This window comes from Asaia bogorensis, from assembly GCF_900465345.1.
GTDB classification, from domain to species: Bacteria; Pseudomonadota; Alphaproteobacteria; order Acetobacterales; family Acetobacteraceae; genus Asaia; species Asaia bogorensis_A.
Map to the genome: position 1 here is coordinate 22459 of NZ_UEGO01000002.1, position 25994 is coordinate 48452.

At 59.5% G+C, this 25994-nt stretch carries 25 protein-coding genes; 21 read left to right on the plus strand and 4 right to left on the minus strand.

The genetic code is table 11. From position 1 onward, the window contains the following. Nucleotides 1-11: 11 nt before the first annotated feature. Nucleotides 12-1409 carry an alpha/beta hydrolase family protein gene (locus ED655_RS01200; RefSeq protein ID WP_122048709.1) on the minus strand — a complete coding sequence of 466 codons (1398 nt, stop codon included), beginning with the start codon at nucleotides 1407-1409 and terminating at the stop codon, nucleotides 12-14. 264 nt (nucleotides 1410-1673) lie between these two features. Then, nucleotides 1674-3320 carry a phosphoglucomutase (alpha-D-glucose-1,6-bisphosphate-dependent) gene (pgm, locus tag ED655_RS01205; RefSeq protein WP_062163729.1) on the minus strand — a complete coding sequence of 549 codons (1647 nt, stop codon included), beginning with the start codon at nucleotides 3318-3320 and terminating at the stop codon, nucleotides 1674-1676. A gap of 259 nt (nucleotides 3321-3579) precedes the next feature. Here pgm and ED655_RS01210 point away from each other — a divergent pair, with 259 nt between their 5' ends. The 16 genes from ED655_RS01210 to rimI all read left to right on the plus strand — a co-directional run bounded on the left by ED655_RS01210 (nucleotide 3580) and on the right by rimI (nucleotide 20974). Further along, nucleotides 3580-4755 (plus strand): SMP-30/gluconolactonase/LRE family protein, encoded by a 1176-nt coding sequence (locus ED655_RS01210; protein WP_240993442.1) that lies wholly within the window; start codon nucleotides 3580-3582, stop codon nucleotides 4753-4755. Nucleotides 4756-4862: 107 nt separating this feature from the next. Continuing rightward, entirely contained in the window at nucleotides 4863-6698 is a 1836-nt protein-coding gene (locus ED655_RS01215; RefSeq protein ID WP_122048711.1) for a Hint domain-containing protein, read from the plus strand. 162 nt (nucleotides 6699-6860) lie between these two features. Further along, nucleotides 6861-7745: an aldo/keto reductase gene (locus ED655_RS01220; protein ID WP_122048712.1), complete on the plus strand. Its 885-nt coding sequence runs from the start codon at nucleotides 6861-6863 to the stop codon at nucleotides 7743-7745. Nucleotides 7746-7900: 155 nt separating this feature from the next. Next, the gene (locus ED655_RS01225) at nucleotides 7901-10558 is read left to right on the plus strand and encodes a penicillin-binding protein 1A (protein WP_122048713.1); all 2658 of its coding nucleotides are present in this window, start codon (nucleotides 7901-7903) and stop codon (nucleotides 10556-10558) included. Nucleotides 10559-10587: 29 nt separating this feature from the next. Beyond that, nucleotides 10588-11719 (plus strand): peptide chain release factor 2 gene (gene prfB, locus ED655_RS01230; RefSeq protein WP_122048714.1). Its coding sequence is split into 2 segments (ribosomal slippage): nucleotides 10588-10656 and nucleotides 10658-11719, totalling 1131 coding nucleotides; the frame shifts between segments, so codons are not numbered across the junction. A 387-nt stretch (nucleotides 11720-12106) separates the two neighbouring features. Beyond that, nucleotides 12107-12766 (plus strand): energy transducer TonB, encoded by a 660-nt coding sequence (locus ED655_RS01235; RefSeq protein ID WP_023979752.1) that lies wholly within the window; start codon nucleotides 12107-12109, stop codon nucleotides 12764-12766. Nucleotides 12767-12966: 200 nt separating this feature from the next. Beyond that, entirely contained in the window at nucleotides 12967-14025 is a 1059-nt protein-coding gene (locus ED655_RS01240) for a MotA/TolQ/ExbB proton channel family protein (protein WP_023979753.1), read from the plus strand. 2 nt (nucleotides 14026-14027) lie between these two features. Next, nucleotides 14028-14450, plus strand: a complete 423-nt coding sequence (locus tag ED655_RS01245; protein WP_023979754.1) for an ExbD/TolR family protein — start codon at nucleotides 14028-14030, stop codon at nucleotides 14448-14450. Between the two features lie 121 nt (nucleotides 14451-14571). After that, nucleotides 14572-15006 carry an ExbD/TolR family protein gene (locus tag ED655_RS01250; protein WP_023979755.1) on the plus strand — a complete coding sequence of 145 codons (435 nt, stop codon included), beginning with the start codon at nucleotides 14572-14574 and terminating at the stop codon, nucleotides 15004-15006. Next, the gene (locus ED655_RS01255; protein ID WP_240993443.1) at nucleotides 15007-16263 is read left to right on the plus strand and encodes a hypothetical protein; all 1257 of its coding nucleotides are present in this window, start codon (nucleotides 15007-15009) and stop codon (nucleotides 16261-16263) included. It abuts the gene before it with no gap. Between the two features lie 98 nt (nucleotides 16264-16361). Then, complete coding sequence (locus ED655_RS01260) at nucleotides 16362-17138, plus strand: response regulator (protein ID WP_240993444.1); 777 nt, start codon at nucleotides 16362-16364, stop codon at nucleotides 17136-17138. 6 nt (nucleotides 17139-17144) lie between these two features. Beyond that, nucleotides 17145-18506, plus strand: coding sequence for an ATP-binding protein (locus ED655_RS01265; protein ID WP_122048716.1), 1362 nt, complete (start codon nucleotides 17145-17147; stop codon nucleotides 18504-18506). 75 nt (nucleotides 18507-18581) lie between these two features. Next, nucleotides 18582-19145 carry a NifU family protein gene (locus ED655_RS01270; RefSeq protein WP_122048717.1) on the plus strand — a complete coding sequence of 188 codons (564 nt, stop codon included), beginning with the start codon at nucleotides 18582-18584 and terminating at the stop codon, nucleotides 19143-19145. A 109-nt stretch (nucleotides 19146-19254) separates the two neighbouring features. Beyond that, a complete protein-coding gene (locus ED655_RS01275) occupies nucleotides 19255-19863 on the plus strand; it encodes a malonic semialdehyde reductase (RefSeq protein ID WP_122048735.1) in 609 nt (202 codons plus the stop codon). Then, nucleotides 19863-20513, plus strand: a complete 651-nt coding sequence (locus ED655_RS01280; RefSeq protein WP_122048718.1) for a tRNA threonylcarbamoyladenosine biosynthesis protein TsaB — start codon at nucleotides 19863-19865, stop codon at nucleotides 20511-20513. Before ED655_RS01275 ends, ED655_RS01280 begins: the two co-directional genes overlap by 1 nt. Further along, nucleotides 20510-20974 carry a ribosomal protein S18-alanine N-acetyltransferase gene (rimI, locus tag ED655_RS01285; protein WP_122048719.1) on the plus strand — a complete coding sequence of 155 codons (465 nt, stop codon included), beginning with the start codon at nucleotides 20510-20512 and terminating at the stop codon, nucleotides 20972-20974. The genes ED655_RS01280 and rimI overlap by 4 nt, the downstream gene beginning before the upstream one ends. Here rimI and ED655_RS01290 read toward each other — a convergent pair. Beyond that, nucleotides 20947-21180: a sulfurtransferase TusA family protein gene (locus ED655_RS01290; protein ID WP_122048720.1), complete on the minus strand. Its 234-nt coding sequence runs from the start codon at nucleotides 21178-21180 to the stop codon at nucleotides 20947-20949. The genes rimI and ED655_RS01290 overlap by 28 nt on opposite strands. 100 nt (nucleotides 21181-21280) lie before the next feature. On the opposite strand from ED655_RS01290, the gene ED655_RS01295 reads away from it, so the two are divergent. The 5 genes from ED655_RS01295 to ED655_RS01315 all read left to right on the plus strand — a co-directional run bounded on the left by ED655_RS01295 (nucleotide 21281) and on the right by ED655_RS01315 (nucleotide 25244). After that, nucleotides 21281-21679: a Ros/MucR family transcriptional regulator gene (locus tag ED655_RS01295; RefSeq protein ID WP_122048721.1), complete on the plus strand. Its 399-nt coding sequence runs from the start codon at nucleotides 21281-21283 to the stop codon at nucleotides 21677-21679. Nucleotides 21680-21745: 66 nt separating this feature from the next. After that, nucleotides 21746-22237: a Fur family transcriptional regulator gene (locus ED655_RS01300; RefSeq protein WP_122048722.1), complete on the plus strand. Its 492-nt coding sequence runs from the start codon at nucleotides 21746-21748 to the stop codon at nucleotides 22235-22237. Beyond that, the gene (locus tag ED655_RS01305) at nucleotides 22237-23136 is read left to right on the plus strand and encodes a GNAT family N-acetyltransferase (protein WP_122048723.1); all 900 of its coding nucleotides are present in this window, start codon (nucleotides 22237-22239) and stop codon (nucleotides 23134-23136) included. Before ED655_RS01300 ends, ED655_RS01305 begins: the two co-directional genes overlap by 1 nt. Before the next feature lie 78 nt (nucleotides 23137-23214). Next, on the plus strand, nucleotides 23215-24678 hold the full coding sequence (lnt, locus tag ED655_RS01310) for an apolipoprotein N-acyltransferase (protein WP_122048724.1): 1464 nt from the start codon (nucleotides 23215-23217) through the stop codon (nucleotides 24676-24678). 50 nt (nucleotides 24679-24728) lie between these two features. Beyond that, complete coding sequence (locus ED655_RS01315) at nucleotides 24729-25244, plus strand: helix-turn-helix domain-containing protein (protein ID WP_122048725.1); 516 nt, start codon at nucleotides 24729-24731, stop codon at nucleotides 25242-25244. A gap of 33 nt (nucleotides 25245-25277) precedes the next feature. Here ED655_RS01315 and ED655_RS01320 read toward each other — a convergent pair whose 3' ends face one another. After that, nucleotides 25278-25940, minus strand: coding sequence for a tyrosine-protein phosphatase (locus tag ED655_RS01320; protein ID WP_122048736.1), 663 nt, complete (start codon nucleotides 25938-25940; stop codon nucleotides 25278-25280). Between the last annotated feature and the right edge of the window lie 54 nt (nucleotides 25941-25994).

Below are 25994 nucleotides of genomic sequence, written 5' to 3' on the forward strand. Positions count from 1 at the left end.
CCCGTTGCCTGTCATGGATGGGTCTGCGTCCTTATCCATTCGCTTACCGCTTTCAGAGCGCCCGGGTCGATGTCGTTTTCGATCAGGGCGTATTCACTCACATCCCCCGTCCCGGCTTTCTGAAGCAGGTGATTGAGACCGGGGAACTCGACGATGCGGGCGTGCGGGTTGCGTGACAGGGCTTTTTGCAAGGCGGGCCGATTGAGGTCGGGAGGAACCTGCCTGTCCTTGCTGCCCAGGGTGGCCAGAACAGGACAGCTCACCTGCGACAGAGCCACGGCCGGATCGTAGCGGTCGTAAAAGCGTATGGCAGGCAGGGTGAGATCATGCAGACTGTCCGGCAGGCCGGATTGCGTCCCGTTCAGGCGATTCCATGCGCTGTTCGCAGCTTGCTCGGCGGCGTTCTGGGATTGCTGTGGTGTCATGGCATCGAGCACCGTTTCAACCAGGACGTCGCTCCGATGTGAAACAGCGTCTGGCACATGCCGGGCCGCAGCAGCCCAGTGCCTCTGGGCGAGCATGATCTCTCGCCCCGGTACGGCCGGGGCTTCCAGCATGACGATAAAGCTGATTTGTCTATCATGGGCAGCAATCATCGCCGCGATGACGCCGCCCTCACTATGCCCCATGAGGCCGGTTCTTAGCGGATCGATATCATGGCGATGGCGCATGAAGCGAAGTGCAGCCGCGATATCCGAGGCGAAATCTTCTGTGGTGGCGGTCGTGACTGGGCCGGTCGAGCCCCCTCTCTGTCGGTCATCCAGACGCAGGACAGCGATGCCCTGACGGGTGAGCGTGTCGGCCCAGAGCAGGAAGGGCTTATGCCCTGCGATCGTCTCGTCGCGGTCCTGCAAACCAGAGCCGGTAATAAGGATGACAGCCGGAAAGGGGCCCTTGCCCTGAGGCAAGGTCAGCGTGCCGGTGAGATGGGACGGACCGGACGGATTATCGAAAGCGACATCTTCGCTGCGATAAGGGAAAGGGGGGTGCGGTGTCTGCGGTCGCGAAGGTGCCGCACTTTCGGTCGCCGTTGCCATGCCGGTCGCTCGGGTCATGCGCAGGGGAAAGGAGGAGGATCCCTGTGACCATGTCCCCGCAAGAATATTGTCCGGTCCGCTCAGGGTGCCAACATAGCGGGCGGAAAGTCCGGGCAGGTCCAGGGTGAGTGTCTGTCCTTCCAGCGTGGCACGTTGAACAGGCAGACCAAAAGCAGACTGCGCGGGGCTATCGAGTGTGGCTGACCACTCGCCTTGTGGTGCGCCAGCCCGCGGCGAGAGGTGTAGCACAAGTGGAAGGGACTGCCCCTGGGGCAGGGCGAGGGTGCCCTGCCAGTCGCCGGCAGGCGAGGGCGCCGCCGCAAGGGCTGTGCCCATGCCGCAGAGCGTCAGAAGAAGTCTTGCCAGCGCCATGACCTAATACACTCCATGCCCGAACCCGGCCGATGGCGAAGCCCGCCGTTACAGGTCACATCATGGAGCGATCATGGTCTGATGCAACGCGTTTTCCGACAGGGCGGGGGTGCGTCACGGGGTTATGAATACAAAACCATCGTGACACCGGGGCAGGAATCGAGGGTAGGGGCGAAGGCGTTGAGAGCCAGCCCATAACGCCTGATATCATGCGGGCTGGGCCCTCTCCGGTCAGAGGGTCGGGACCGGAGAGGAGAAGAGGCTTCAGGCGTCGAACAGGGCCGAGATGGCGCTTTGGGCGTCTTTCTGGATCTGCTTCAGGTGATCCTCGCTTACGAAGCTCTCGGCATAGATCTTGTAGACATCCTCGGTGCCGGACGGGCGGGCAGCGAACCAGCCATTTTCCGTCGTGACCTTCAGCCCGCCAATCGGCGCATCATTGCCGGGTGCACGGGTCAGCTTGGCCAGAACCGCGTCACCGGCCAGATGGGTCATGGGCAGCTGTTCCGGCGTCAGCTTGGAGAGGATGGCTTTTTGGGCGGCGTTCGCTGCGGCATCGATGCGCTGATAGAAGGGAGCACCGAGCTCCGCCGTCAGAGCCTTGTAATGCTCGGACGGGGTCTTGCCGGTCACCGCCGTGATTTCGGCTGCCAACAGCCCCAGGATCAGCCCATCCTTGTCGGTGGACCAGACGCTGCCATCGCGACGAAGGAACGACGCACCGGCGCTCTCCTCGCCACCGAAGCCGAGCGTGCCGTTATAGAGCCCGTCCACAAACCATTTGAAGCCAACCGGAACCTCGACCACCTTGCGGCCGATCTTGGTGGCCACGCGGTCGATCAGGGCTGAGCTGACCAGCGTTTTGCCGATGCCGGCATCCTGGCTCCAACCGGGTCGGTTGTTGAACAGGTACCAGATGGCGACGGCCAGATAATGGTTCGGGTTCATCAGCCCGTCGGGACGCGAGACGATGCCATGACGATCGGCATCGGTATCGGTCGCAAAAGCCACATCGAACTGCGAACCCATGCCGATCAGACGGGCCATGGCGTAGGGCGAGGAGCAATCCATACGGATCTGCCCATCCCAGTCAGCCGTCATGAAACCGAAGGTCGGGTCGAGTTCCGTGCTGACGATCGTGGCCTTGAGGTCATACCGCTTGATGATGGCCGGCCAGTAATCCAGCGCCGCCCCACCCAGCGGATCGATGCCGATACGGATGGTGGAATTGCGGATGGCCTCCATGTCGATCACGGCACCCAGATCATCCACATAAGGCGTGATGAAATCATGGCCGCGCACACAATCGGCCTTGCGGGCCTCCTCATAGGGCAGGCGGTGCACGTCCTTGAGCCCTGCGGTCAGGAAAGCGTTGGCCTGATCCTGGATCACCTTGGTGATGTCGGTGTCGGCCGGGCCACCATGAGGGGGATTGTATTTGAAGCCGCCATCGATGGGCGGATTATGCGAAGGCGTGATGACCACACCATCGGCCAGCCCTTCGCTGCGTCCCTTGTTGTAGGTCAGGATGGCATGCGAGACGACAGGCGTAGGGGTAAAGCGGCTGTTGCAGTCGATGCGGACTTCCACACCATGCGCGGCAAAGACTTCGATGGCGGAGCGCTGTGCCGGGTCGGACAGCGCATGGGAGTCGATGCCGATGAATAGCGGTCCCGTGATACCCTTGTCCTTGCGATAGCGGCAGATGGCTTCCGCAATGGCGAGGATGTGGTTCTCGTTGAAGCTGGTATGGAGCGACGACCCACGATGACCCGATGTGCCGAACGACACGCGCTGCGCGGCAATAGCCGGGTCAGGCTTGCGGTTATAGTAAGCCCCGATGAGCGCCGGAATATCGGCGAGGGCGGAGGGGTCCAGCGTCTTGCCGGCGAGAGGGCTGACAGCAGTCATGGGTATCCGGGTCCTTGATCTTGCAGACGGTTTTGACCTTTTCAGGTGACACCGCCCGATGGCACCGAGTCAATGCGGCGAAAGCCACACCTAGGCACTTCACATGGCCGTTATGAGGCAGGCGAGACCTTGATCGCACAACAAGGCGTGCTGACAATAACTTGATACAAAACTGTTCCCGTCCGGATTACGATGCGGAACGTTCCTGGGATGGCAACAGGAACGGCAACGCTCACAGGACGATATGATGGAACTCAAGATGCCCCTCGCTCGCCGAGGGTTTCTGACGACGGCGCTGGGTGGCGCTGTCTGCGCTGCCCTGCCGGCACGCGCCGCCACGGATGTCACGGCATCACCGCCGAGCGTGATCAGCCAGCCGCCACGCCAATGGGGGGCGTCGGCAGGACCGGCCTATTTCCCGGACCCGGATGTAATCGCGCTCGATCCGTCTTTCAGTAACCTCACCTATTTCGCAGCCCCCATACGGCGCATCTATGACGAGGGCGACTGGACCGAGGGCCCTGCATGGAGCAGCGAGGGGCGTTATCTGGTTTTCAGTGACGTCGTACAGTCCAAGGCACTGCGCTATATCTGGGAGACGGGCGAAGTCACCGAGTTCCGTCCTGACAGTTATGCAGCCAACGGCAATTGCTTCGATTTCCAGGGACGGTTGATCACCTGTCAGGACTTCTTCCGTCGCGTCGTTCGCTTCGAGCATGATGGCAGCGTGACCGTGCTTGCCGATAAGTTCGAGGGCAAGGGCCTCAACTCTCCCAACGATGTTGTACCTCACCCCGATGGCAGCATCTGGTTTACCGATCCGGGCTACGGAACCAACATTTCCGAAGGTCATGCCGACGAACCGGGTGGCCCCACCAATCCTGATGGCAAGATCAAGTGGAAGATCGGTCGTGAGCTGATTGGCGAGATCGGCGGTGTCAGGCGCCAGCAGGATCACGTGTTCCGCCTTGCCCCGGATGGCACGCTCAAGGCTGTGCTGATGGAAAAGGACGTGACCTGCCCGAATGGTCTGGCCTTCTCCCCCGATTTCAAGAAGCTCTATATCGCCTCGACCCCGGCTGGGCCGGGTCAGAAAAAGGGCGGTGACCAGGCTATTCACGTGTTCGATGTGCAGGGTGACAGTCTGGCCAATGGGCGTGTTTTTGCTGACATGCGCTTTCACGGCGCGCAAATGAACCCTGACGGGTTCAGGGCCGATGTTTTCGGCAATCTGTGGTGTGGCGTGACAGGGCCGCTTGGTCTGTGCGGTGTGTTCGTCTTCAGCCCGCAGGGCGTGCTGCTCGGCCGTATCCGCCTGCCGCAGGGCTGCTCGAACCTGACCTTTGCTGGTCCGAAGCGCGATCATATCGTGATGTGTGCGGGAAGCGCACTTTATATGCTTCAGGTTGGTGTGCAGGGCGCCGCTTCGTCCTGACTTCTTGTTTACAAAAAGAATAATATGATTGTTTTATAATAAAAATATGACCTGACCAAAATATTGTGCTACTATAATGCAAACACAATAAAAAACGGACAGGTCATATGGCTAGCGGAAATTTCGTCATCAAATCTGGTGTCATCGTACAGGTTGGATACAACAATTCGACCATATTGGTGCAACCGGGTGGTACGCTCCTGGGGCGTGCGCAAACGAACTGCGCGACGACGATCCAGGGGGGCGGTAACGCTAGCCAGACGACATTTGTGGGCGGTACGCTGACAATGCAGGCAGGGGCGCTCGTTCAGAAATCAAATCTTACCGGTGGGGTGAACGCCGTCGCCCAGGCGCAGGCAACATTGCAGGACAGTTCTGTAGAGTTTGATTCAACTCTCAACTGTCTAACCGGTGCCCGTTTGACAGGGACCACTGTCAATTACGGCCTCATATCAGGTGGTACTGTCTATGGTGTTGGTTCGGTAGAGAACGTGCAAGGCACTCTGGCTCGGGTTCAAAACCAGACGGTTGCATCCGGTGCCACGATCGTTGTGAGCAGCGGGGGCGGCATCAACGGCACCGTCTCGCTGCTTGCCGGGGCATCGGCACGATTGACCGGGAATGTGGGCGGCACTGTCAACCTTGCAGCTACCAGCTATGCAACCCTGACCCTCTCAGCCAATTCGCTCCCTTCCACCCTGATCACGGGGTTCAACGGCGCGAGCGAGAGCCTGTCGGATAAAATCAGGATTGAGGGTCTGACAAAGAGCCAGATAGCCTCGGTTACGAAAAGCACAGACAAGCTGCTCCTCAGCCTCAAGGACGGTCGCACCCTGACACTGAATATCCAGAATGTTCAGAATGCTGGTTATTCCATTATAGATTCCGGCACGGGAATCTTGCTGGTCGTATGTTATCTTGCCGGGACTGGTATTGAGACCGCAGCAGGCGTCGTACCGGTTGAACAGATCCGGGTCGGTGATCGGATCACGGCGATCGTCGACGGTAAGCCCCAGTTGCGTGAGGTGATCTGGACAGGCAGCGGTCATTGTAAGATCGATCGGACACTGCCGGATGATCTTGCGGGTTATCCTGTCTGCATCCGCAAGGATGCTCTGGGGGCCGGTATGCCTGTCCGTGATCTCTATGTAACCGCCGAGCATGGCTTGCTGCTGGACGGGCATTTTATCCCCGCGCGTATGCTGGTGAATGGCCACTCCATCTTCTATGACAAGTCACGCGAAGATTATGCGTTCTACCATTTCGAGACGAAGGACCATTCGGTTGTCGTCGCTGATGGCGTGCTCTCTGAAAGCTATCTGGATACCGGTAACCGGGCCATGTTTACCATCCAGTCCTCACTTGTTGAACCCGCGACCGCTGCGTTGTGCTGGGAGCATGATGCGGCTGCGCCTCTCATGACAGATCGCGAGCGGGTAGAACCGATCTACCGCCGTATCGATATGAGCCAGCCCGGAGCTACGAAACCGGAGCGTGCATTGACCGATCATGCTGATCTGCATCTGGTGACGGATAACGGGGTGATTGTTCGGCCGCTGCGTATTGCTGGCACGAAGCACATCTTCCAGATTCCTCCCTCGGCTCAGAGCGTGACCATTCGCTCACGGTCTGCGCGGCCTTGCGATATCATCGGTCCGTTCCACGATGACCGCCGTGAGCTTGGTGTGCTGGTGGGGCAGATCCTCCAATTCGTATCCGGCGAGATCGTTGATTATGACAGGCATCTCTCACCCTGCGAAATGAGCGGCTGGCATGACTATGCGGGGGGTGCATCGCGTTGGACCAGGGGAAATGGCTTCCTTTTCCTCGCGCATACGAGTGGCGTGGAACACAGGCTCGTCTCGCTCGAGATCCTCGCCGGAGGCCCCTATCACTGTGCCGATGAAAGCGCCGCAGATAATATGAGCGTCAGCGCAGGGTAGTTCTGCGGTCCCGGGTGGGGATTGGTTGGGCCAGTCCCCTTCCGGGATACCTCGTTCCAGAGGGGTCTTACGTGCGATGAAATGGAAGGGCAGGGCATTACTCCAAACCCGGCCGGGTCGGCCTGCGTTGATCAGGTATCCAGCCAATGAGGAGTCCACACGATGCCATCCATTGATGCAGCACAATCCGGCGTTTTTGCCATAGGTGGTGATCTCGAAGTCGTCCGGCTCGGTTTTGGCGCCATGCGTATCACCGGCAAAGGAGTATGGGGCGCGCCACAGAGCCCCGAACAGGCTGTTGCGACCTTGCGTCATACGCGCGATCTCGGAATTACCCTGATCGACACGGCAGATTCCTATGGGCCTTTCGTCTCGGAAGATCTGATACGTGAGGCGCTCTTTCCCTATGGCGGGCAGGTTATTGCCACCAAGGGTGGCCTGACCCGTCACGGCCCCGATATCTGGCGTCCTGTTGGTCATCCTGATTATCTCCGTCAATGCGTGCTTATGTCGCTCCGTCGGCTGGGTGTGGAACGCATTGATCTGTGGCAGCTTCACCGTGTGGGGGCTGACTGCCCGCCGGAAACGCAGTTCGAGGCTATAGCCAAACTGCAGCAGGAGGGGCTGATCCGTCACGTTGGTCTGTCCGAAGTCGATGTGCCAATGATCGAGCGGGCGGGCGCTTTCTTCCCTGTGACCACTGTCCAGAACCGCTTCAATCTTGTCGATCGCAAATCTGAGGATGTGCTCGATTACTGCGAGGCGCACCAGATTGGCTTCATTCCCTGGGCACCGCTGGCAGCCGGGTCTCTGGCTCGGCCCGGCACGGTGCTCGATGCCATAGCGAAAGACCGTGACGCCTCACCGGGACAGATTGCCCTGGCATGGCTTCTGCATCGTTCGCCGGTCATGCTGCCCATTCCCGGAACCGGCAGTCCCGCCCACCTGGAAGAGAATGTCCGGGCTGCGTCCATCACCCTGAGCGAGGAGGAGTGCGCAGCTCTGGACAAGCAGGGCCGCGAGGCTTGGAAAAGTTCCGAAAATTAAGGCTTTTCCTGCCATGATTGCGGGGGGCGACGAGGGCGCTGGACAATGCTAGAACGCTTGCCATGATCCACGCCACCACCGCCCTTTCCTCCACCGGGTTCCCCCTATTCTGGTTCTCGACTGCCCAAGGTGGCGGAGGCAGCGGGCGCGTCCCTATGGGGGGCGGGCAACGCGGTCCCGAAGGGGGACGCCAGCCGCCTCGTGGTCCGCGTTTCCGCCGCTGGCGTCAGGGCCTTGCAATCGCTGCCGGTATTGCTTTGGTGGGGGTGGCCGGATCGGGGCTGTTCGTCTGGCATCAGTATGAGCGCATCGCGTCTGATCTGCCGAGCGTCGATACGCTCAAGACCTATCAGCCGCCGACCGTCAGCCGCATCTATACGTCCGACGATCATATCATGGCCGAGCTGGCAGCCGAACGCCGGATCTATATCCCGATCAATGCCATTCCGGAACGCGTGAAAAATGCCTTCATCGCGCCTGAGGATCAGAATTTCTATACCCATGCGGGCCTGGACCCTCTGGCCATCCTGCGTGCCGAGCTGACGAACCTGACCCATCGCGGCAAGCGGGCTCTGGGTGCTTCAACCATTACGCAGCAGGTCGCGCGCAACATGCTGCTCAACAGCAATGCCCGCACGCTGGAGCGCAAGGAGAAGGAAGCCCTTCTGGCGCTGCGCATCGAGCAGACGCTGAGCAAGGACAAGATCCTCGAAATCTATCTCAACGGGATCTATCTCGGTAATGGCGCCTATGGCGTGGCCGCCGCTGCGCAGACCTATTTCAACAAGCCGCTCGATCAGCTGACCAATGCTGAGGCGGCTTTCCTGGGCGCGCTGCCGAAATCACCTGCCAATTACAACCCGTACCGCCATCCCGAGCGTGCCATCGAGCGCCGGAACTGGGTGCTGGACCGCATGGCTGAAATCCATGCCATCTCACGCGAGGAGGCCGCAGTAGGGCAGAAAGAGCCCCTCATTCCGCATGATGCCGTGCGCTTTGGCCCACTGCCCAATGCCGAATGGTTCGGCAGCGAGGTACGCCGTCAGCTGATTGATCGTTACGGGCCTGACCGTGCCATGCAGGGCGGCCTTGAGGTGCATACGAGCCTTGATCGCAAGTTGCAGGATGCTGCGACTTTGAGCCTTCGTCAGGGGCTCATGGAGTACGACCGCAGCCATAGCCGCTGGCGTGGCCCTGTGACGAAGCTGCACGATGCTGTGGCCGGTGACGGCTGGGTTGAGGCGCTGAAAGACGTTACGCCTCCTGCCGGGATGATCGATCAGTGGCGTCTGGCAGTCGTGCTCAACCCTGCTCAGGGGCGCGTCGGTTGGCTCTCCCATGGAGAGAAGCAGGAAGGTCAGGTCATCCCCAAGGATCTGGGCTGGATGCGCAACGCTGGTGCTCTGGCTGCCGGCGATGTGATCATGATCGAGCCTCAGGCCGAGTCCGGTCGCGTGGCCGTGCGACAGGTTCCGAAGGTTGAAGGTGCGCTTGTCAGTCTCGATGCGCGCACCGGGCGTGTGCTGGCGATGGTGGGCGGCTGGTCGTTCAAAGAATCGCAGTTCAACCGTGCTACACAGGCGCTGCGTCAGCCCGGATCATCGTTCAAGCCCTTCGTCTATCTTGATGCGATGGAGCAGGGCATACCGCCCTCCGAGAAGTTCGATGATGCACCGGTCTCCTATGGTGACTGGCATCCCAAGAATTACGAGGAAGACAACTGGGGCCCGACAACCCTGCATGATGCCCTGCGTGAGAGCCGCAACCTTGTGACGATTCGCCTGGCAGCGCATCTGGGCATGAAATCCGTGGCCGATATGGCGATCTCCATCGGTCTGGTCGACCAGATGCCGCATGTGTTGCCAGCAGCCCTCGGTGCGGTCGAGACCACGGTGCTGCGCGAGGCGGGGGCCTATGCCACGATCGCTTCCGGCGGCAAGCTGGTGACACCCAGCCTGATCGATGAGGTGCTGGATCGCGATGGCAGCGTCCTGTGGAAGCCCGAGGGCCTCGCTCTTGGCACGACCATGCAGGCCCCTAACCAGACAGCAATCGTGACTACGGCCGGAGCCCCCGGCGCGACGCCCGCTGCTGCGCCCTCTGGCAACCCGGCGGATATGACGACACCAGCCACGCCGCCGCCTGTCGCCCCTGCGGGTCCGGCACCCGGCAGTGTTGAAGTGCCGCAGGTGCAGGACAACCGTCGTCAGGTCGCGAGTGCCGCAAGCGCCTATCAGATTACGGCCATGATGCAGGACGTGATCAAGCGTGGCACAGGTACGATTGCCGGGCAGGGCATTACGCGTGACATAGCGGGCAAGACGGGTACCAGCCAGGATTTCCGCGATGCGTGGTTTGCCGGTTTCACCCCCGATATCGTCACAGTGGTCTGGATCGGGTTCGACACCCCGCAATCGCTTGGCAAGAGCGAGACGGGCGGGCGTATTGCCGGGCCGATCTGGAACCGTTTCATGAAGGTGGCCCTCGAGGGGCGGCCGGAACTGCATTTCCGTGTGCCAGAAGGTGTGACTCTGGCCCGTTACGATACCGGCAGACTGATGGCGGTCGACGGTTTCAAGGCTGATCAGGTGCCAGGCATGAGCATCGCCCTTCAAGGCTTCGGCGCGGGAACAGAAGCGCTCACTGCGGCCGATACCGGGACCGATCTGTATGATACGGAAACCGACATGGCAGGGGCATCGAGTCAGGCCGGGCTGAGCGAGCCGGGCGGTGAGAATTCAGGTGCCGCCAAAAAACAACAAGCCCCCAATGCCCAGCCACAGGGTGACATTGGCATGGGCGGGCTTTATTGAGACCCAACGAACACGCAGGAGCATGAATCATGTCGGCCGAAACCGAGGCCCTATCGGAGCAGATCAAGCAGTCGGTGGCACTGCTGAGGAGGCATCTTTGACTGGGATGCTGCACAGACACGTCTCGCCGAACTCAATCACCGGGTAGAAGACCCCGATTTGTGGAATGATGCCGACGCCGCACAGAAGCTGATGCGCGAGCGGACGCTTCTGGCGACACAGATCGAAGGTGTCGAGAAGATCGAGCAGGACACCGCCGATATGCTCGAGCTTGTCGAGCTGGCCGAGGACGAGCAGGATCAGGATACGGTTGCCGAAGCCGTTGCAACCCTGCGCAAGCTGGCCGAGCAGGCCAATGCACGCCAGATCGAGAGCCTGCTCTCGGGTGAGGCGGATAGCAATGACTGCTATATCGAGGTCAATGCCGGCGCCGGTGGCACGGAGGCTCAGGACTGGGCCGAAATGATGCTGCGCATGTATACGCGCTGGGCAGAGCAGCGCGGCTACAAGGTGACCATCATGGAAACCAGTGAGGGCGAGCAGGCTGGTATCAAGTCTGCCACGCTTCTGGTCACGGGTGCCAATGCCTATGGCTGGCTCAAGACCGAGGCTGGCGTGCATCGACTCGTGCGCATCTCGCCGTTTGACGCCGCTGCCCGCCGCCAGACCTCTTTCGCTTCCGTCTGGGTCTATCCCGTCGTGGACGACACGATCGAGATCGAGGTGAATGACGGCGATCTCAAGGTCGACACGTTCCGGGCCTCCGGCGCAGGTGGGCAGCACGTTAACAAGACCGATTCGGCGATTCGCATCACGCATATCCCGACCGGTATTGTTGTCGCCTGTCAGACCGACCGCTCACAGCACCGCAACCGTGCAACGGCCATGCAGATGCTGAAGGCCCGCCTGTACGAGGCCGAGCTGCAGAAGCGCGAAGCTGCCGCAGCCCAGACCGAGGCAGCCAAGACCGATATTGGCTGGGGGCACCAGATTCGTTCATACGTTCTGGCGCCGTATCAATTGGTCAAGGATCTCCGTACCGGGGTGGAAAAAGGCAATCCCGATGCAGTGCTTGATGGCGCGCTGGACGATTTCATGTCCGCAGCACTTGCCCAACGCGTAGGCGCAACGCGTTCGGAGGCCAGCGCCAACGCCCAATAGATGGCTTTGGCGACAAGGGGCTGAATCTCTTGCGGCGCAAGACTTTCAGCCTCTTTTTGCGCGTTTCACAAATATTACTCTTGCAGTGAATTAATGTTCCGTTTCACTGTGTCTCAAAGTGTCGTGCCGCTGGTATGCAAAACCTTGCCTGTCGGAAAACGGTGCGATCGAAACGAAACTGACTTGACAGCAGTGCCTTACCTTTGCCCAATTTGCACGGGAGCCATGCGCTGGGAGCATGGTAAACATTTCGGGATGTGTCGGCCAGACTGACGCCTGACCGGAACGCAAGTCGCATGGGGCGGTTGCGATATTATCAAGTCGGTCCGCCCCTCTCGCCAAGAGAGGTGTGGGGCTCAGGACAGAGGGTTTGGAGTGACACAACCGATGAACTACGCCGAGCAGGAGCGACGCCCGACGAAGTACATCGTCGGCATCGCAATCGCTGTGCTTTTCCACGTCGTTGTGATCTACGCCTTGGTGAACGGGTTGGGTTCGAAAATCGTCGAACAGTTCCATCCGCCGATCAAGACGAAGATCATCACGGAGCCGAAGAAGCCGCCGCCGCCGCCGCCACCGCCGCCGCCGCCGCAGATGACGACGCCGCCGCCGCCGTACATACCGCCGCCGAAGATCCAGATTCAGCCGCCGCCACAGAAGCATGTGATCAAGCAGGTCACGCATGAAAAGCCGCCGGCACCTGTGCCGCCTGCCAATAATGCGCCGCCCGCTCCCGCAGCGCCGAAGGGCCCGCCTGTGCCGGATCACTCGGCTGGTGCCTCGCCGATCAACGGTGCTCGTCCGGTCTTCCCTGAGGAGATGCTGGAAGAAAACCGCGAAGGCAGCGTTACCGTGGCCTGTGACATCGGCACCGACGGTCGTACGTCAAACTGCCAGGTCACCAATTCGACGGGTGGTCATGCCTTCGTCGAGGCTGCCATGGAGTTCCTCCGCAAGGCCCGTTACCAGCCTGCGGTCACGAATGGACAGCCGGTGGTCGAGCATCACCACACCCTGCACATCAACTTCACCCTGGGTGATGACTGAGTGCATGGCGACCGGCGTGAAAGCACCGGTCGCCTGACGGAATGACGGAAGAGAAGCCCCGGCTTCTTCTTCCGACGGGGCAGGGGGCAGGCAGCCTCCGCGCCCCGGAAAGTGAGAAACCAAGCCGCGCCCGGCAGAGAACGGGGCGGCACTGCCAGAGTCCTTCTTGAAGGGGCTCTTTTTCAGAGGATTTGGAGTTAATGACGAGACTGTTCCGCCTTCCCGCTCTCGCCGCCCCGGCCCTGGCAGTCACGCTTGCCGTGGCGCAAGGTGTGGTCGTGCCGGCCGTTGCTCTTGCCCAGGAAACCCCGGCTGCCCAGCCTGCGGCTCCTGCTCCCGACGCTGCAGCCCCGGCTCCCGCAGCGCCCGACGCCGCTGCTCCGGCTGCCCCCGGCGCCCCGGCTCCCGATGCGGCTGCGCCCGCTCCCGGCGCCCCGGCCCCTGACGCTGCTGCTCCGGCCGCTGGTGCCCCTGCACCTGACGCCGCTGCCCCGGCTCCTGAAGCTCCTGCCGAGGCAACCGCGCCGAAGTCGCAGGAAAACCCGTATGGCCTGAGCGCGCTCTGGTCCAACGGTGACGCCATTGCCCGTGGCGTTCTGCTGATCATGGTCATCATGTCCGCAGGCACCTGGATCATCATGGTCACCAAGTTCCTGGAACAGTCCAAGGTGTTCTCGGCTTCCAAGGAAGCTGCACGTGAATTCTGGACCAAGCCGACCGTTCAGGAAGGCGCTGCTGCCCTGAAGCCGGCTTCGCCGTTCCGCTACATCGCCGAGACGGGCATTGTGGCTGCCGAGCACCATGAAGGCTCGATGCGCGACGCCATCGACCTGCATAGCTGGACCGCCATGTCCGTTCAGCGTTCGGTTGACACCATCAACACGCGTCTGCAGGGCGGCCTCGCCTTCCTCGGCACCGTGGGTTCGACCTCGCCGTTCGTCGGTCTGTTCGGCACCGTCTGGGGTATCTATCACGCCCTGACCGCCATCGGCATTGCAGGCCAGGCCTCGATCGACAAGGTTGCCGGTCCGGTTGGTGAATCGCTCATCATGACGGCTATCGGTCTTGCCACCGCTGTTCCGGCCGTTCTGGGCTACAACCTGCTCGTCCGTCGCAACAAGGGCGCCATGGATCGCGTGCGCAACTTCGCCGCCGACGTCCAGTCCGTCCTGCTGGGTGGCTTCCGTCACGGTGTTGCCCCGACGGTCAGCCCTGACCACAGCCCGACGACCACGACCACCAGCTCGCGAGTTGCCTGATCATGGCGATGAACGTCGGTGGGGGTGGTGAAGAAGACGAAGTCGTCTCGGCGATCAACACGACGCCGCTCGTTGACGTCATGCTTGTTCTTCTCATCATCTTCCTGATCACCATCCCGGTTGCGACGCATTCCGTGAAGGTGCAGCTGCCGCGCGACGCCAACCAGCCGACCCAGACCAAGCCAGGCAACATTGTCCTGGCGGTCACGGCGAATGGTCAGGCGTACTGGAACGAAGTTCCTCTGCGTGGTCATCAGGATCTGCTCGATCGTCTCGAGAAGGTCGCAGTCATCAAGCCCCAGCCCCAGATCCAGATCCGGGGTGACGGCAAGGCCCGTTACGAAGCTGTCGGCAAAATCGTCGCGACCTGCCAGGAAGCTGGCATCTATCGCATCGATTTCATCACCGAGCAGCCTCACTCCTGATTTCGGTCAGGACCCCGCTTCAGGAGCCTTCTGCTGATCCCGCAGGGTCACAGGGGGCTCCGGCTCCGTTTTTTCCGGATGCCGGTCTTGGCCGGCTTTCCGCCTGTTGGAGAGTTCTCTCATGGCCATGAGCGTCGGATCCGACAGCACGCATGAAGACGAGGGCATCGTCGATATCAACACGACGCCCCTGATTGACGTCATGCTCGTGCTGCTCATCATGCTGATCATCACCATTCCGCTTCAGACGCATTCGGTCGCGCTGGACCTGCCGCAGGGCAATCCGCCGCCGAGCACCGAAGAGCCCAAGGTTGTCACGGTTGCGGTCGATTTCGACAATTCCATCAGCTGGAATGGCGAACCCGTCTCCTCCGAAGCCGATCTTCAGGCGCGCTTCATGAACGCGGCAAACCTGCCCGATCAGCCCGAGATGCATATTCACCCCAATCGCCTGGCAGACTACAAGACGGTTGCCCATGTGCTTGCCGACGCCCAGCGTCTTGGCATCACCAAGCTCGGTATCGTCGGTCAAGACCAGTTCATGGAAGGACAGTAAGTGCGTTTTCCCCGTTGTTCTCGCGCCCTCCTGGTTGCCAGCTCGCTTCTGGCAGCCTCCTCTTTCGTTCCGGTCATCGGGTCTTCGCTCGTCACGATCGCTCATGCTGAAGATCAGCTGAGTGCCAAGGTCGGCAAACCCCTGCAGGAAGCGCAAACGGCTCTGGGCGCGAAAAACTACGCCAAGGCCATGAGCGCCGTGAACGCGGCTGATGCGATTCCGGGGAAAACCGAATACGAGAAATATACCATTGCCCAGATGCGCGCGGCTGTTGCTGCCTCGTCGGGCGATGTGGCCGCGGCCTCGAAGGCCTATGACGTGCTGATCGCGTCACCGCGCACACCCGCTGCAGCCAAGCAGCAGATGCTGATGGCCAACGCGACCATGGCCTATAATGCCAAGGATTACGCGCACGCTGTCCCGGCTATCGAGCGCTATCTCAAGATTGCTGGCCCGAACGCCCAGATGCAGACGCTTCTGGTCCAGTCCTACTACCTGCAGCAGGACTACAAGAACGCTGCGCGCGTGCAGCAGGACCAGATCAACGACGAGATCAAGGCCAAGCGTATCCCGCCCGAGAACCAGCTTCAGTTCCTGGCGACCTGCTATCATCAGATGAAGGATTCGGCGAACGAGACACATGCCTACGTGCTGCTCGCCAAATACTACTCCAAGCCTGATTACTGGGCGATGCTGATCCATAATCTGGCAGCCGACCCCCAGATGCCTGATGCCCTGCAGTTCAACCTCGAACGTCTGCGTATGACGACGGGTGTGCTCAAGGACCCGTCAGATTATATGGATATGGTCGAGCGCGCTGTTCAGGCCGGTCTGCCGCAGCTTGGACTCAACCTGATGAACCAGGCCTATGCCTCAGGGGCGCTGGGCAAGGACCAGGGCGCCGCGCGTGAGGCCCGCCTGAAGGCGATGGTGGTCAAGCGCGCCGCCGAGACCAAGGCCACGCTGGCTGCTGACGCTGCCGCCGCGCGCAAGATGCCCAATGCGGCGCCGTCGCTCACCGCGGGCTACAATCTCGTGCTGAATGGGCAGGTCGATGAAGGTCTGGCCTTGATGCGCGAAGGGCTCGGGAAGAATCCAACAGCACCCGAGGGTGCCAAGCTGCAATTCGGCATGGCGCAGATGGATGGCGGCCGAAAGGCGGACGCGGTCAAGACGTTTGCCGACGTCCATGGAGATCACGGGTCTCAGGATCTGGCCCAACTCTGGACCCTTTTGCTGACGAAACCATCAAAGTGAGGTAAAACACGTCGTTTCCCATCGACACGGTTGTTCTTGCGCGAACACAGACATAGATTGTATCAAATCTCGTTTACCACTGAATGATCGATGGGATAATGACGACAGCTCCTACTGCTCCTTCCCCCGCAGCCGACCTGCCTGCGCGTATTCTCATCGTCGAAGATGATCCGGGCATGCGTACCCTGATCCAGCGCGCCCTGCAGGGTGATGGCTTTCGGGTCCGCAGCGTCGCATCAGGGGACGAGATGTGGGATGCCCTGGCAGTTGGTCCGGTTGATCTCTTCGTCATGGACGTCATGCTGCCCAAAACCAGCGGCGTGGAACTATGCCGGGCAATTCGTAACGGTCAGGGTACGAATCATCCCGGTGAAGCACCCCTGGCACAAACGCCGATCATCATGGTTTCTGCTCGCGGGGAGGAACGCGACCGTGTTCTCGGTCTCGAGATCGGTGCTGACGACTACGTCGCCAAGCCGTTCGGCCAGCGCGAACTTCTGGCTCGCGTCCGAGCCGTTCTGCGCCGCGGCCAGAATACTGCTCCGGCCGAGGTCTCGCGCAAGGAAACGATCCTTTTTGCAGGCTGGAAACTCGACCTGCGTCGTCGTGAACTCACTGATCCGTCAGGTGCTGTGGTCGATATCTCGGGCGCCGAGCACGATCTGTTGACGAGCTTTCTGGATAATCCGCAGCGTGTGATTGCCCGTGATCGTCTTCTCGAACTCTCACGCACGCGTCTGGGAGACGTTTCCGACCGAAGCATCGATGTGCTGGTGAGCCGGCTCCGCCGCAAGCTCGGCGCTGATGCAGATGCGCTCATTCGTACAGTGCGCGGTCTGGGATATATTTTCGTAGCAGAAGTCGAGCGCGTCTAAAACCCCATGCCGTTAAGTCTTGGAGGGGGAAACACGCCTCGCATCATCCGCCTCTGGCCGGTCGGCCTTGTCGGCCGGGTCAGCGTGGTTCTGCTGGCTGCCGTCATATTGGTCTTTGTGGCCAGCGCTTTCTTCTATGAAGAAGCGGAAACATACATTGACGACGATAGCCGCATCACCCAACTCGCAGAGGAGCTGAGCACTGATCTTCGTGTGTTGCGCACGACACCCATCAGTCAGCGCGGCCTGCTCGGGGCCCTCCTTTCGGATAATGGTATCAGTGTCAGCTGGCGGTCGGCCAATCAGCCGATCGACCTCGACCAACCACACAGGTTACGTCAGGTCGAAGACAGCCTGATTTCCAATGATCGCGATCTCGGAAAGGCCGATATTCGCGTCTGGGCAGACCGGGCAGATTCTTCAAGCATTCATGGCAGTCTGCAACTCGCTGATGGCAGCCGTCTCGCATTCAATGTGCCGGGTATTCTCAAACACAGGCACATGACGGGCGGCTTGGCATCAGCGGCCATCACGGCAGGCGCAGTTGCCATCGCTGCTGCCATGATCGTACGTGCACTCAGCACCCCCCTGCGAGCCCTGGCTCAGGTGGCAGACAGCATAGCCAAATCTGACGACATGCAATGGGCCATGGTCGATGAGCGTGGCCCGCGAGAGGTTCGCGGGCTCGCCCAGGCGATCAACAAGATGCAGCACCGTATCCGTCGACTCATCAATGACCGGACCGAGATTCTCGCTGCCGTGTCGCATGATCTGCGTACGCCGCTCGCTCGCTTGCGGTTGCGTGCCGGTTTCATGGATGATGTGGAGACACAGCTCGCGATTGAAGCTGATATCGATGAGATGGAGGCAATGGTGACCGGCGTGCTGGCCTATCTTGCTGGTGATCTGGATCCGGAGCCCATCAAGCAGGTTGATCTCGTAGCGACCCTGAACACCTTGCTTGACTCCCAAAGTGACCGGGGGCGCGAGACCAGCTACACGGGTCCTGATCGTTGCCAAGCGAAGGTTCGTCCTCTCGCTATCAAGCGTGTCTTTGCCAATCTGATCGACAATGCCTGCAATTACGGCGGTGACGCGCATGTCACGCTCGAGACAGATGGCAAGGAAGTGGTGATTTCTGTCGTCGATGACGGGCCTGGAATCCCCGAGGCCGAACTCGAAAATGTTCTTTCAGCATTCTATCGGGTCGAAGGATCGCGCTCACGGGCTACAGGTGGCATGGGTCTTGGCCTCGCGATTGTGACGCGTGAGGTCGGGCGGGCAAAAGGTAAGGTCGATCTGCATAATGTTCCGGGACGGGGGCTGTGCGTACAGATCATGCTGCCTCTTGAACCTGGAGTGAGTTGATTCGAGGGATAGGGGACTTGCGGAGTCACGATTGATGGCACATGTCACAGCGATAACTGCGATCCGAGAGTTGTGATGTTCATCGAGACTGAAGACACCCCCAATCCCGCAACCCTGAAGTTTTTGCCTGGTCGAGCTGTTACCGGCCACCGTGGGACGGCTGATTTTGCTGATGCCAGCGCCGCTGCCGGTCGCTCGCCTCTCGCCGTCGCCCTATTCGATGTGCAGGGGGTTTGTGGCGTCTTCCTTGGCGGTGACTTCATCTCTGTTACCAAAACAGACGAATTCAGCTGGAATACGCTCAAGCCGCTTCTCCTGGCTGCCATTATCAGCCATTTCGAATCGGGCGAGCCGAGCCTCGAATCAGTAGCCCAGACCGAGGAAGAAGCAATTGCTCCTGAGGACGAAGCTGTCGTTGCACAGATCCGGGAGCTTCTCGATACGCGTGTCCGTCCCGCCGTTGCAGGAGACGGGGGTGATATCGTATTCAGAGGATATCGCGACGGTGTCGTGCGCCTGACGATGCAGGGCGCCTGTGCAGGGTGCCCCTCGTCGCGTGCCACGCTGAAGCATGGTGTGGAAAACATGCTGCGTCACTATGTTCCTGAAGTCGTGGCCGTAGAGCAAGTCGAGGATTGAAGCCGTGAGTGAGAGTCAGCCAGAGTCCCCTAGCCTGGTGTCGCTGGATGGCTCGAGCCCTGATCAGTCTGTTGTAGTTGGCAGTACCCGCCACGATCGCGCACAAGGTGTGGCTGGCGGGAACCGCACGCCGACTTCCATTGATGCTGATGCGCTTGATCAGTTATTTCGTCTTGCGCGAACACCAACCGGATGGTCCAGTCGTCCTGTCGAGCGCGAAACGCTGGTTGCGCTCTATGATCTTGTCAAGCAGGGCCCTACCTCGGGCAATTGCTGCCCGGCACGTTTTGTTTTCCTGACATCCGAAGACATGAAGGAACGTCTGAGGCCAGCATTGTCTGCGGGCAATGTCGAGCGATGTCTTGCTGCGCCGGTGATTGTGCTGGTCTGTCATGACCCTCTGTTCTTCGAACATCTGCCCCGGCTGAGCCGCGAGGAGAACCTGCGCAACTGGTTTGCCGCAGATGTTGGCCTGTCTGAGGAAACCGCGTTTCGTAACGGGTCGCTCCAGGGGGGATACATGATCCTTGCCGCGCGTGCGCTGGGCCTGGATGTCGCGCCATTTTCGGGATTTGACAGTTATACGGTCGATGAGGATTTCCTTTCAGATACGGGCTGGCGGGTCAACTTCATCGCCGGACTGGGCTATGCCGACGCACCGCCTTCAGCCGATCGTGCCATGCGTCTCGCTTTTGACGAAACCTGCCTCGTGCTCTGATGGCGACAGCAGTCGAAATGCGTTGCCTTGTGCTCAATGGCGCGACATTGGGTGCTTCCAGCGCAGGTGATGTGGCAGCGTTCGAGGGGCGTCGTTGTGTTGCCCATGTGGTCCTTCAGGATCTGGGAGCAACAGCGTCTCTCGCAGCACATTGCCGGGATTTTTTCCAGTTGCCCGGGTGGTCTGAAGGTCCCCAGCTTATCATAGCCGTGACGGGACCAGGGTCGTTTACGGGATTGCGGGCGAGTCTGGCGCTGGCCAATGGGCTCGCTCATGGTACTGGTGCGCGGCTTCGCGGTGTCACCACTGGGGCCTGCTTTCGTACCAGGCCAGGGCTGGAATCCGCAATCTGCCTGACACGGGCGCGTCGCGATCGCCTGTTTGCAGAATGGGCTGATGGTAGCTTCTGGGCGGGATCACCAACCGAGGTTCAGACCGGAGGCAACGCACCCCTCGTGGGCAATGGGGTGAGTATGATGACACCCGAAAAGCTCGGAAACAAAGAACTGGGTCCGAACGCTCTTGATATTCACATGATTTTGGCGGCGGGCCTGCAGGCGTCGGACAGTGGCATGCTTGAGCCGCTCTATATTGATGCGCCTGAGGCCAAGCTACCGGCCCGCGGCCTGCGTCCAGCGCCACAGGCATGAAGTCTGAAATTTCGGTTCTCGCATTACATTCTGCTCATGCACAAATCTGCGCTGCTCTGCACCGGGACGCTTTTGCGGAGCCTGAACAATGGAGCGCTGCGGCCTTTGGAGAGTTGCTGAGCACGCCCGGTATTATAGGCTGGATAATGACCGAAAATGCTGCGCCTGCAGGCATTCTGCTGGTGCGTCAGTGCCTTGATGAGGCCGAGATCCTGACAATTGCCGTTGCGCGGACTCATCAACGGAAGGGTCTTGCGCGCAGGATGATGCAAGAAAGCACGGAGCATCTCGTCAAGCGTGGTGCACGTTGTCTTTTTCTGGAAGTATCGGTTCGTAATGTCGCAGCGACTGCGCTTTACGAAGGCCAGGGATTTGTGGATTGCGGGCTGAGACGCTCTTATTATTCTGATGGAAGTGATGCATTGGTCATGCGTTATGATTTACATAACGAGATGCGGTAATCACCTTCATCAGGATTCTGAGCGGCTGTGCATTCGGCTTTCTGTCCCAGCGTTTGAAGCAGGGCGAGCACATTGCGGCGCGTTTCTTCCCCCTTTAGAAATATGGCCAGTGCATCTCCACTCCTTGCCCGGTCCAGCGCCAGACGCACATGGACCGTGGTCATGGGGCATGTCTTATTAGTGATATCAACAATTTGCATCGTCATTGTATTGTTGTCCTTTATCTAATTAATATATTTTCTTGAACTATATGTTTTATTCAGTGTATTCGTTTTTGGTGCATGTATTGGACGGAAGGAAATTTATATGTCAAACGATTCAGATAACTTAATTTTGCAAAAGCTAACAACGCAGATCATTTCTGCCTATGTGGCACATAATGAAGTTTCTGGTCAGGACCTGCCAAATCTCATTCGGATGATTCATCAGACTTTATCCAATGTTGCCAATACAAAGCCCGAAATTGTCAAACCGACACCCGCAGTGCCGCCAAAGAAATCAGTATTTCCGGATTATATCATCTGTCTCGAGGATGGCAAAAAGCTGAAGCTGCTGCGTCGCCATCTCCAGACCGTTTATGACATGACACCCCAGCAGTACCGTGAGCGCTGGGATCTGCCGCCAGAGTATCCCATGGTGGCACCCAACTACGCCAGCCATCGCTCGAATCTCGCGCGCAAGATCGGTCTTGGCCACCGTCGATGAGAAAGGCACCCTTTGTCGGATACTTAACGTTGGCAAAGGGCAGTTTTTTCGGCTACGCCGTATGCCATGGTATCTGAAGCGAAAGCTGACGCGAAGCGAAGCGGGCGGGCTCAGGAAGAGTCGCGCATCGGGCAATTATGTATCGACCGAGGCCTCAAGATGACGGGGCAGCGCCGCGTCATCGCGCGCGTCTTGTCCGAGGCTGAGGATCATCCGGATGTAGAGGAGCTTTATCGTCGCGCCTCGCAACTCGATGCACGGATTTCCATCGCAACAGTCTATCGTACTGTTCGTCTGCTCGAGGAGAAAGGCATTCTCGAGCGTCGTGATTTCGGTGGCGGGCGTGCGCGATATGAGGCCAGCGAGCCAGGGCACCAGCACCATTATCATCTTATTGATGTCGATTCCGGCCATGTCGTCGAATTCGAAGACGAAGACCATGCAGCTTTGATGGAGGCTCTGGCCCGGCGTCTGGGCTTCGATCTGGTATCGCATCGTCTCGAACTTTTCGGTCGCCGTATGCCCCGGAAAGCGGACGGCTCGACAGGTCAGGATTGATGAGCGCCAAACCTTCCCACGCCGACATACTGCGCCTTCTGGTTACGGATGGCGAGAACACACCCTCAGCCGGTCAGACGCTCTCAAGCCTCGATCTGTCCCGGGATTCCTTCCCGGAACTACGGGGAGGGCAGCTTGGCGTGCGTATAGCTGCAACCGACGCTGAGCGCGAAGCCGCACAGGCCTTGCGCTATCGCGTATTTTTTGAGGAAATGGGCGCCCGTGCAGACGAACGCACAGCGCGTCTCAAGCGCGATATCGACGATTTCGACGAGGTGGCAGACCATCTTCTGGTAATTGACCATGCCGTGTCATCTGGCGCCGAAGGTGTGGTGGGGACCTACCGTCTGCTCACGAGTGACAAGGCGGCTCAGCTCGGGCGTTTCTATACCTCAAGTGAATACGACATCTCGACCCTCACCGAGTTTCCGGGTCGTTTGCTTGAGGTGGGTCGCTCCTGTGTAGATCAGCGTTACCGTGGTCGCTCGGCCATGCAATTATTGTGGCGCGGTATTGCTTCCTATATCTTCCTGCATCGCATTGATGTTCTGTTTGGCTGCGCAAGCCTGCCGGGAACAAACCCCGATCTCATGGCAGATGAACTGACCTATCTTTATCACAACCATCTTGCGCCGCCGGCCCTTCGCATCCGCGCCCTGCCGGACCGGTATGTGGATATGCAGCGCAGTGATCCGCATCTGCTTGATCATCGCAAATGCCTGTCAAAGCTGCCACCGCTCATCAAGGGATATCTGCGTCTTGGGGGGTTCATCGGCGATGGAGCTGTGGTGGATGAGCAATTCAATACGACAGATGTGGCGGTCCTCGTCAAAAGCGAGCTTTTGGCTGACAAGTACTATCGTCATTATGAGCGTCGTCTGAGAGACGCTCTCGAATAAGATCTGGAGTAAACTGTGACTTTCCGGCTCTGGAAGTTTTCCCGCCCGCCGAGCCGGCTTCCATTTTCCACCGGGAAAATGATTCTGGCTGATCTCGTCGTCGGCGCACTCGCTTCGCTGGCGCTCCCGCCTCTATACTGCCTGCCGGCGCTTGCCCTGGGCCTTCTCTACCTCTATCGCTGCACCCAGGACGCGGCGAGCAATCGCCAGTTGGCCTTGCATGCCTTCCTCTTCGGGCTCGGTTATCACACGGCCGCCTTGTCATGGCTGACCAATGCCATACTGACCCGGGCACACGAATTCTGGTGGGCCGTACCCATTGCGGCACCGGGCTGTGCGCTCATCCTCGCGCCTTTCATCATGGTGCCCGTATTGCTATGCCGCCTCATGCCCGAAGGCCTATCGCGTATGGTCATGCTGGCGGCACTCTGGACGCTGGCCGACATGGCGCGCGTTTTCATTTTTACGGGTTTCCCCTGGAATCCGACTGGTAGCGTGTTCGAGCTTCCCGGTCTTGTGGGTGATGTCCTCATCCAGCCAGCTTCGATCATAGGCGTGGATGGCCTTACCCTGATTGCCGTTCTGATCGGGTTGCTGGTTTGGCATGGGCAAAAGGCGCGGCTTTGCCTTTTGGGAGCGCTCTGCATGTGGGGTGCATGGGGCATGTATAGCCTGACGCATCCGCGACTTATGCCCGTCAAGAATCCTGTGGTGGCCCTGCTCCAGGGAAATGTGAGCGAACAGGATATCCTCTCGCGTGATGGTGCCATGAAGGCATTCAGGCTTTATCTGCGTCTGACGAATGAAGCCGTGGCGAGGGCCCGAGATCTCGGGGAAGATCGCAGTCTTGTCTATCTATGGCCGGAATCAGGCTTTCCCGGACTTCTCGACGAGGATGAGCCGGCAAGGCGCATGATTGCCCAGGCAGCGGATGGTGCATGGGGGATGATCGGCTCGGACCGGCGCGACGTAAATAACCGGTTTTACAACAGCATCTTCGCTCTCGATGAAAGCGGGCGGATCAGGGCAGTCTATGACAAGTCTACTCTGGTGCCTTTTGGGGAATATCAGCCACGCTTCATACCGTTCAATCTTCTGCCGGATCAGCTCACGCCGGGCAAGGGTCTCACCACATGGTCACTTCCCGCTCTGGGGGCCGTCGGACCGCTGGTTTGCTACGAGATCATATTCTCAGCCCAGGTTGTGGGGGGCAAACGCCCGGACTGGCTGGCTAATATCACCAATGATGCATGGTTCGGGAACAGCGCTGGGCCGCGTCAGCATCTGGCTACAGTCAGAATCCGGGCTGTGGAGGAAGGTCTGCCTGTCGTCCAGTCTGCCAATATGGGCGTGACAGCTGCTTTTGACGGAGCTGGGCACGAATTGTCGCGCCTCCCCTGGGGCCAGGCTGGCAGTCTGGTGGTCGCCCTGCCTTCGCCGCACCAGCCTACGATCTTCTCGCGTTGCGGAAGAACTGTTCCGCTCGGCTTGTGTGCTCTTGCCGTGATGGTGGCTGTTTTTCTTGGGTATCGTCGCAAATAGATAATAAAAAGTTAATCGGCGCCATTAGGTGCTTGTGATTAACCCCCAATATGAGTCCTTACTGCATGAGTAATACCGCGAAAAGCGCTTCGGCGGCTGGTCCAATAGATGCACTCGTCGGCGCACGGATCAGGTTGCGGCGGACATTGCTGGGCATGTCCCAGGAGAAGCTTGGCGCTGCACTTGGGCTGACGTTCCAGCAGGTGCAGAAATACGAGCGTGGGGCAAACAAGGTTGGAGCAAGCCGGCTTTACGAGATGTCACGTGTCCTGAATGTACCAATCGGTTTTTTCTTCGATGATCTGGCGGGCGTGGCGAGCACACATAACGGACGCGGGAACCGGGTAGCCGCTTTTGCTCCCGGGTTTTCCGAGGCACCTTCCTCTTTCAATAATGATGACTCTCAGAGCAGCCTTGCTGCTGATGGCTCGATGCAAGGATCAGCGATGGGCCAGCAGCTTGATATGCTGTCTGCTGAACTCCTGCACGCTTTCCAGAACATCTCGGATGCCAAGGTAAGGCTTCAGCTGGTCAATCTGGTGAAAAGCATGGCATCCTTGGTCTGAGGCGGGACCGCGGATTTTCTGCTGCACCATCACCTACTCCCGACGCAAGACCTTGTCTGTCACGAAAGAGGCCAGTTTACCCGCGGTGAAATCCTTTTTCAGCCTGACCTCGTCATACTCATGCTCAACCCAATGCATAAAGGGGACGCGCCCTTCGGCCTCGGCCTGATAGCGCAGGACAAATGCGTCCAGAATGCCGGTACGCGCCCGGTTGAAATGCCCGAAACGCCAGTGCAACTGGCGCAGTGCCTGAGCAGCTGTCCCACCCTCGAACAGAATGACCAGTGCCGAGGCCAGGCCTGCACGGTCAGCGCCCGATTTGCAGTGCATGAGCATCGGGCGTTCGATCTGCGCATATAACCCGGCAAAGCGCAGGATCCTGTCCCGGTGCGGTGCGCCACGGCTTTCGAAAGCCATGTCGATATGATCGAGGCCCAGTGTCTGCGCGGCCTGCCGTGAGAGGGCATCGGAGCCGCAGCGCCGATGCCCGCGCAGATTAACCAGAGTGCGCAGGCCCAGCTTCCGCTTGAGCCGGGCCAGCCGCGCGGGTGTGGGGTGATTGCAGCGATAGACCTTGCCCGGCACGACGGTAGCGAGATTGGTCCAAGGTAGACGGAAAATGGCATGATCGACGAAGAGACTGTCGATCCACGCCTTGCGTCGGCCTGTGGCAGTTGCCAGCGATCCATCAAACACGAAAAACTCTCCCCCGATTTGCTGTGCGATGCCTGCCGCACCCGACATCATCCG

Bases quoted from the DNA above. Each gene is read 5' to 3' on its own strand.
- ED655_RS01200 (WP_122048709.1), bottom strand. From the start codon at position 1,409: ATGGCGCTGGCAAGACTTCTTCTGACGCTCTGCGGCATGGGCACAGCC.
- pgm (WP_062163729.1), bottom strand. From the start codon at position 3,320: ATGACTGCTGTCAGCCCTCTCGCCGGCAAGACGCTGGACCCCTCCGCC.
- ED655_RS01210 (WP_240993442.1), top strand. From the start codon at position 3,580: ATGCCCCTCGCTCGCCGAGGGTTTCTGACGACGGCGCTGGGTGGCGCT.
- ED655_RS01215 (WP_122048711.1), top strand. From the start codon at position 4,863: ATGGCTAGCGGAAATTTCGTCATCAAATCTGGTGTCATCGTACAGGTT.
- ED655_RS01220 (WP_122048712.1), top strand. From the start codon at position 6,861: ATGCCATCCATTGATGCAGCACAATCCGGCGTTTTTGCCATAGGTGGT.
- ED655_RS01225 (WP_122048713.1), top strand. From the start codon at position 7,901: ATGGGGGGCGGGCAACGCGGTCCCGAAGGGGGACGCCAGCCGCCTCGT.
- ED655_RS01235 (WP_023979752.1), top strand. From the start codon at position 12,107: ATGAACTACGCCGAGCAGGAGCGACGCCCGACGAAGTACATCGTCGGC.
- ED655_RS01240 (WP_023979753.1), top strand. From the start codon at position 12,967: ATGACGAGACTGTTCCGCCTTCCCGCTCTCGCCGCCCCGGCCCTGGCA.
- ED655_RS01245 (WP_023979754.1), top strand. From the start codon at position 14,028: ATGGCGATGAACGTCGGTGGGGGTGGTGAAGAAGACGAAGTCGTCTCG.
- ED655_RS01250 (WP_023979755.1), top strand. From the start codon at position 14,572: ATGGCCATGAGCGTCGGATCCGACAGCACGCATGAAGACGAGGGCATC.
- ED655_RS01260 (WP_240993444.1), top strand. From the start codon at position 16,362: ATGACGACAGCTCCTACTGCTCCTTCCCCCGCAGCCGACCTGCCTGCG.
- ED655_RS01265 (WP_122048716.1), top strand. From the start codon at position 17,145: ATGCCGTTAAGTCTTGGAGGGGGAAACACGCCTCGCATCATCCGCCTC.
- ED655_RS01270 (WP_122048717.1), top strand. From the start codon at position 18,582: ATGTTCATCGAGACTGAAGACACCCCCAATCCCGCAACCCTGAAGTTT.
- ED655_RS01280 (WP_122048718.1), top strand. From the start codon at position 19,863: ATGGCGACAGCAGTCGAAATGCGTTGCCTTGTGCTCAATGGCGCGACA.
- rimI (WP_122048719.1), top strand. From the start codon at position 20,510: ATGAAGTCTGAAATTTCGGTTCTCGCATTACATTCTGCTCATGCACAA.
- ED655_RS01290 (WP_122048720.1), bottom strand. From the start codon at position 21,180: ATGACGATGCAAATTGTTGATATCACTAATAAGACATGCCCCATGACC.
- ED655_RS01295 (WP_122048721.1), top strand. From the start codon at position 21,281: ATGTCAAACGATTCAGATAACTTAATTTTGCAAAAGCTAACAACGCAG.
- ED655_RS01300 (WP_122048722.1), top strand. From the start codon at position 21,746: ATGGTATCTGAAGCGAAAGCTGACGCGAAGCGAAGCGGGCGGGCTCAG.
- ED655_RS01305 (WP_122048723.1), top strand. From the start codon at position 22,237: ATGAGCGCCAAACCTTCCCACGCCGACATACTGCGCCTTCTGGTTACG.
- lnt (WP_122048724.1), top strand. From the start codon at position 23,215: ATGATTCTGGCTGATCTCGTCGTCGGCGCACTCGCTTCGCTGGCGCTC.
- ED655_RS01315 (WP_122048725.1), top strand. From the start codon at position 24,729: ATGAGTCCTTACTGCATGAGTAATACCGCGAAAAGCGCTTCGGCGGCT.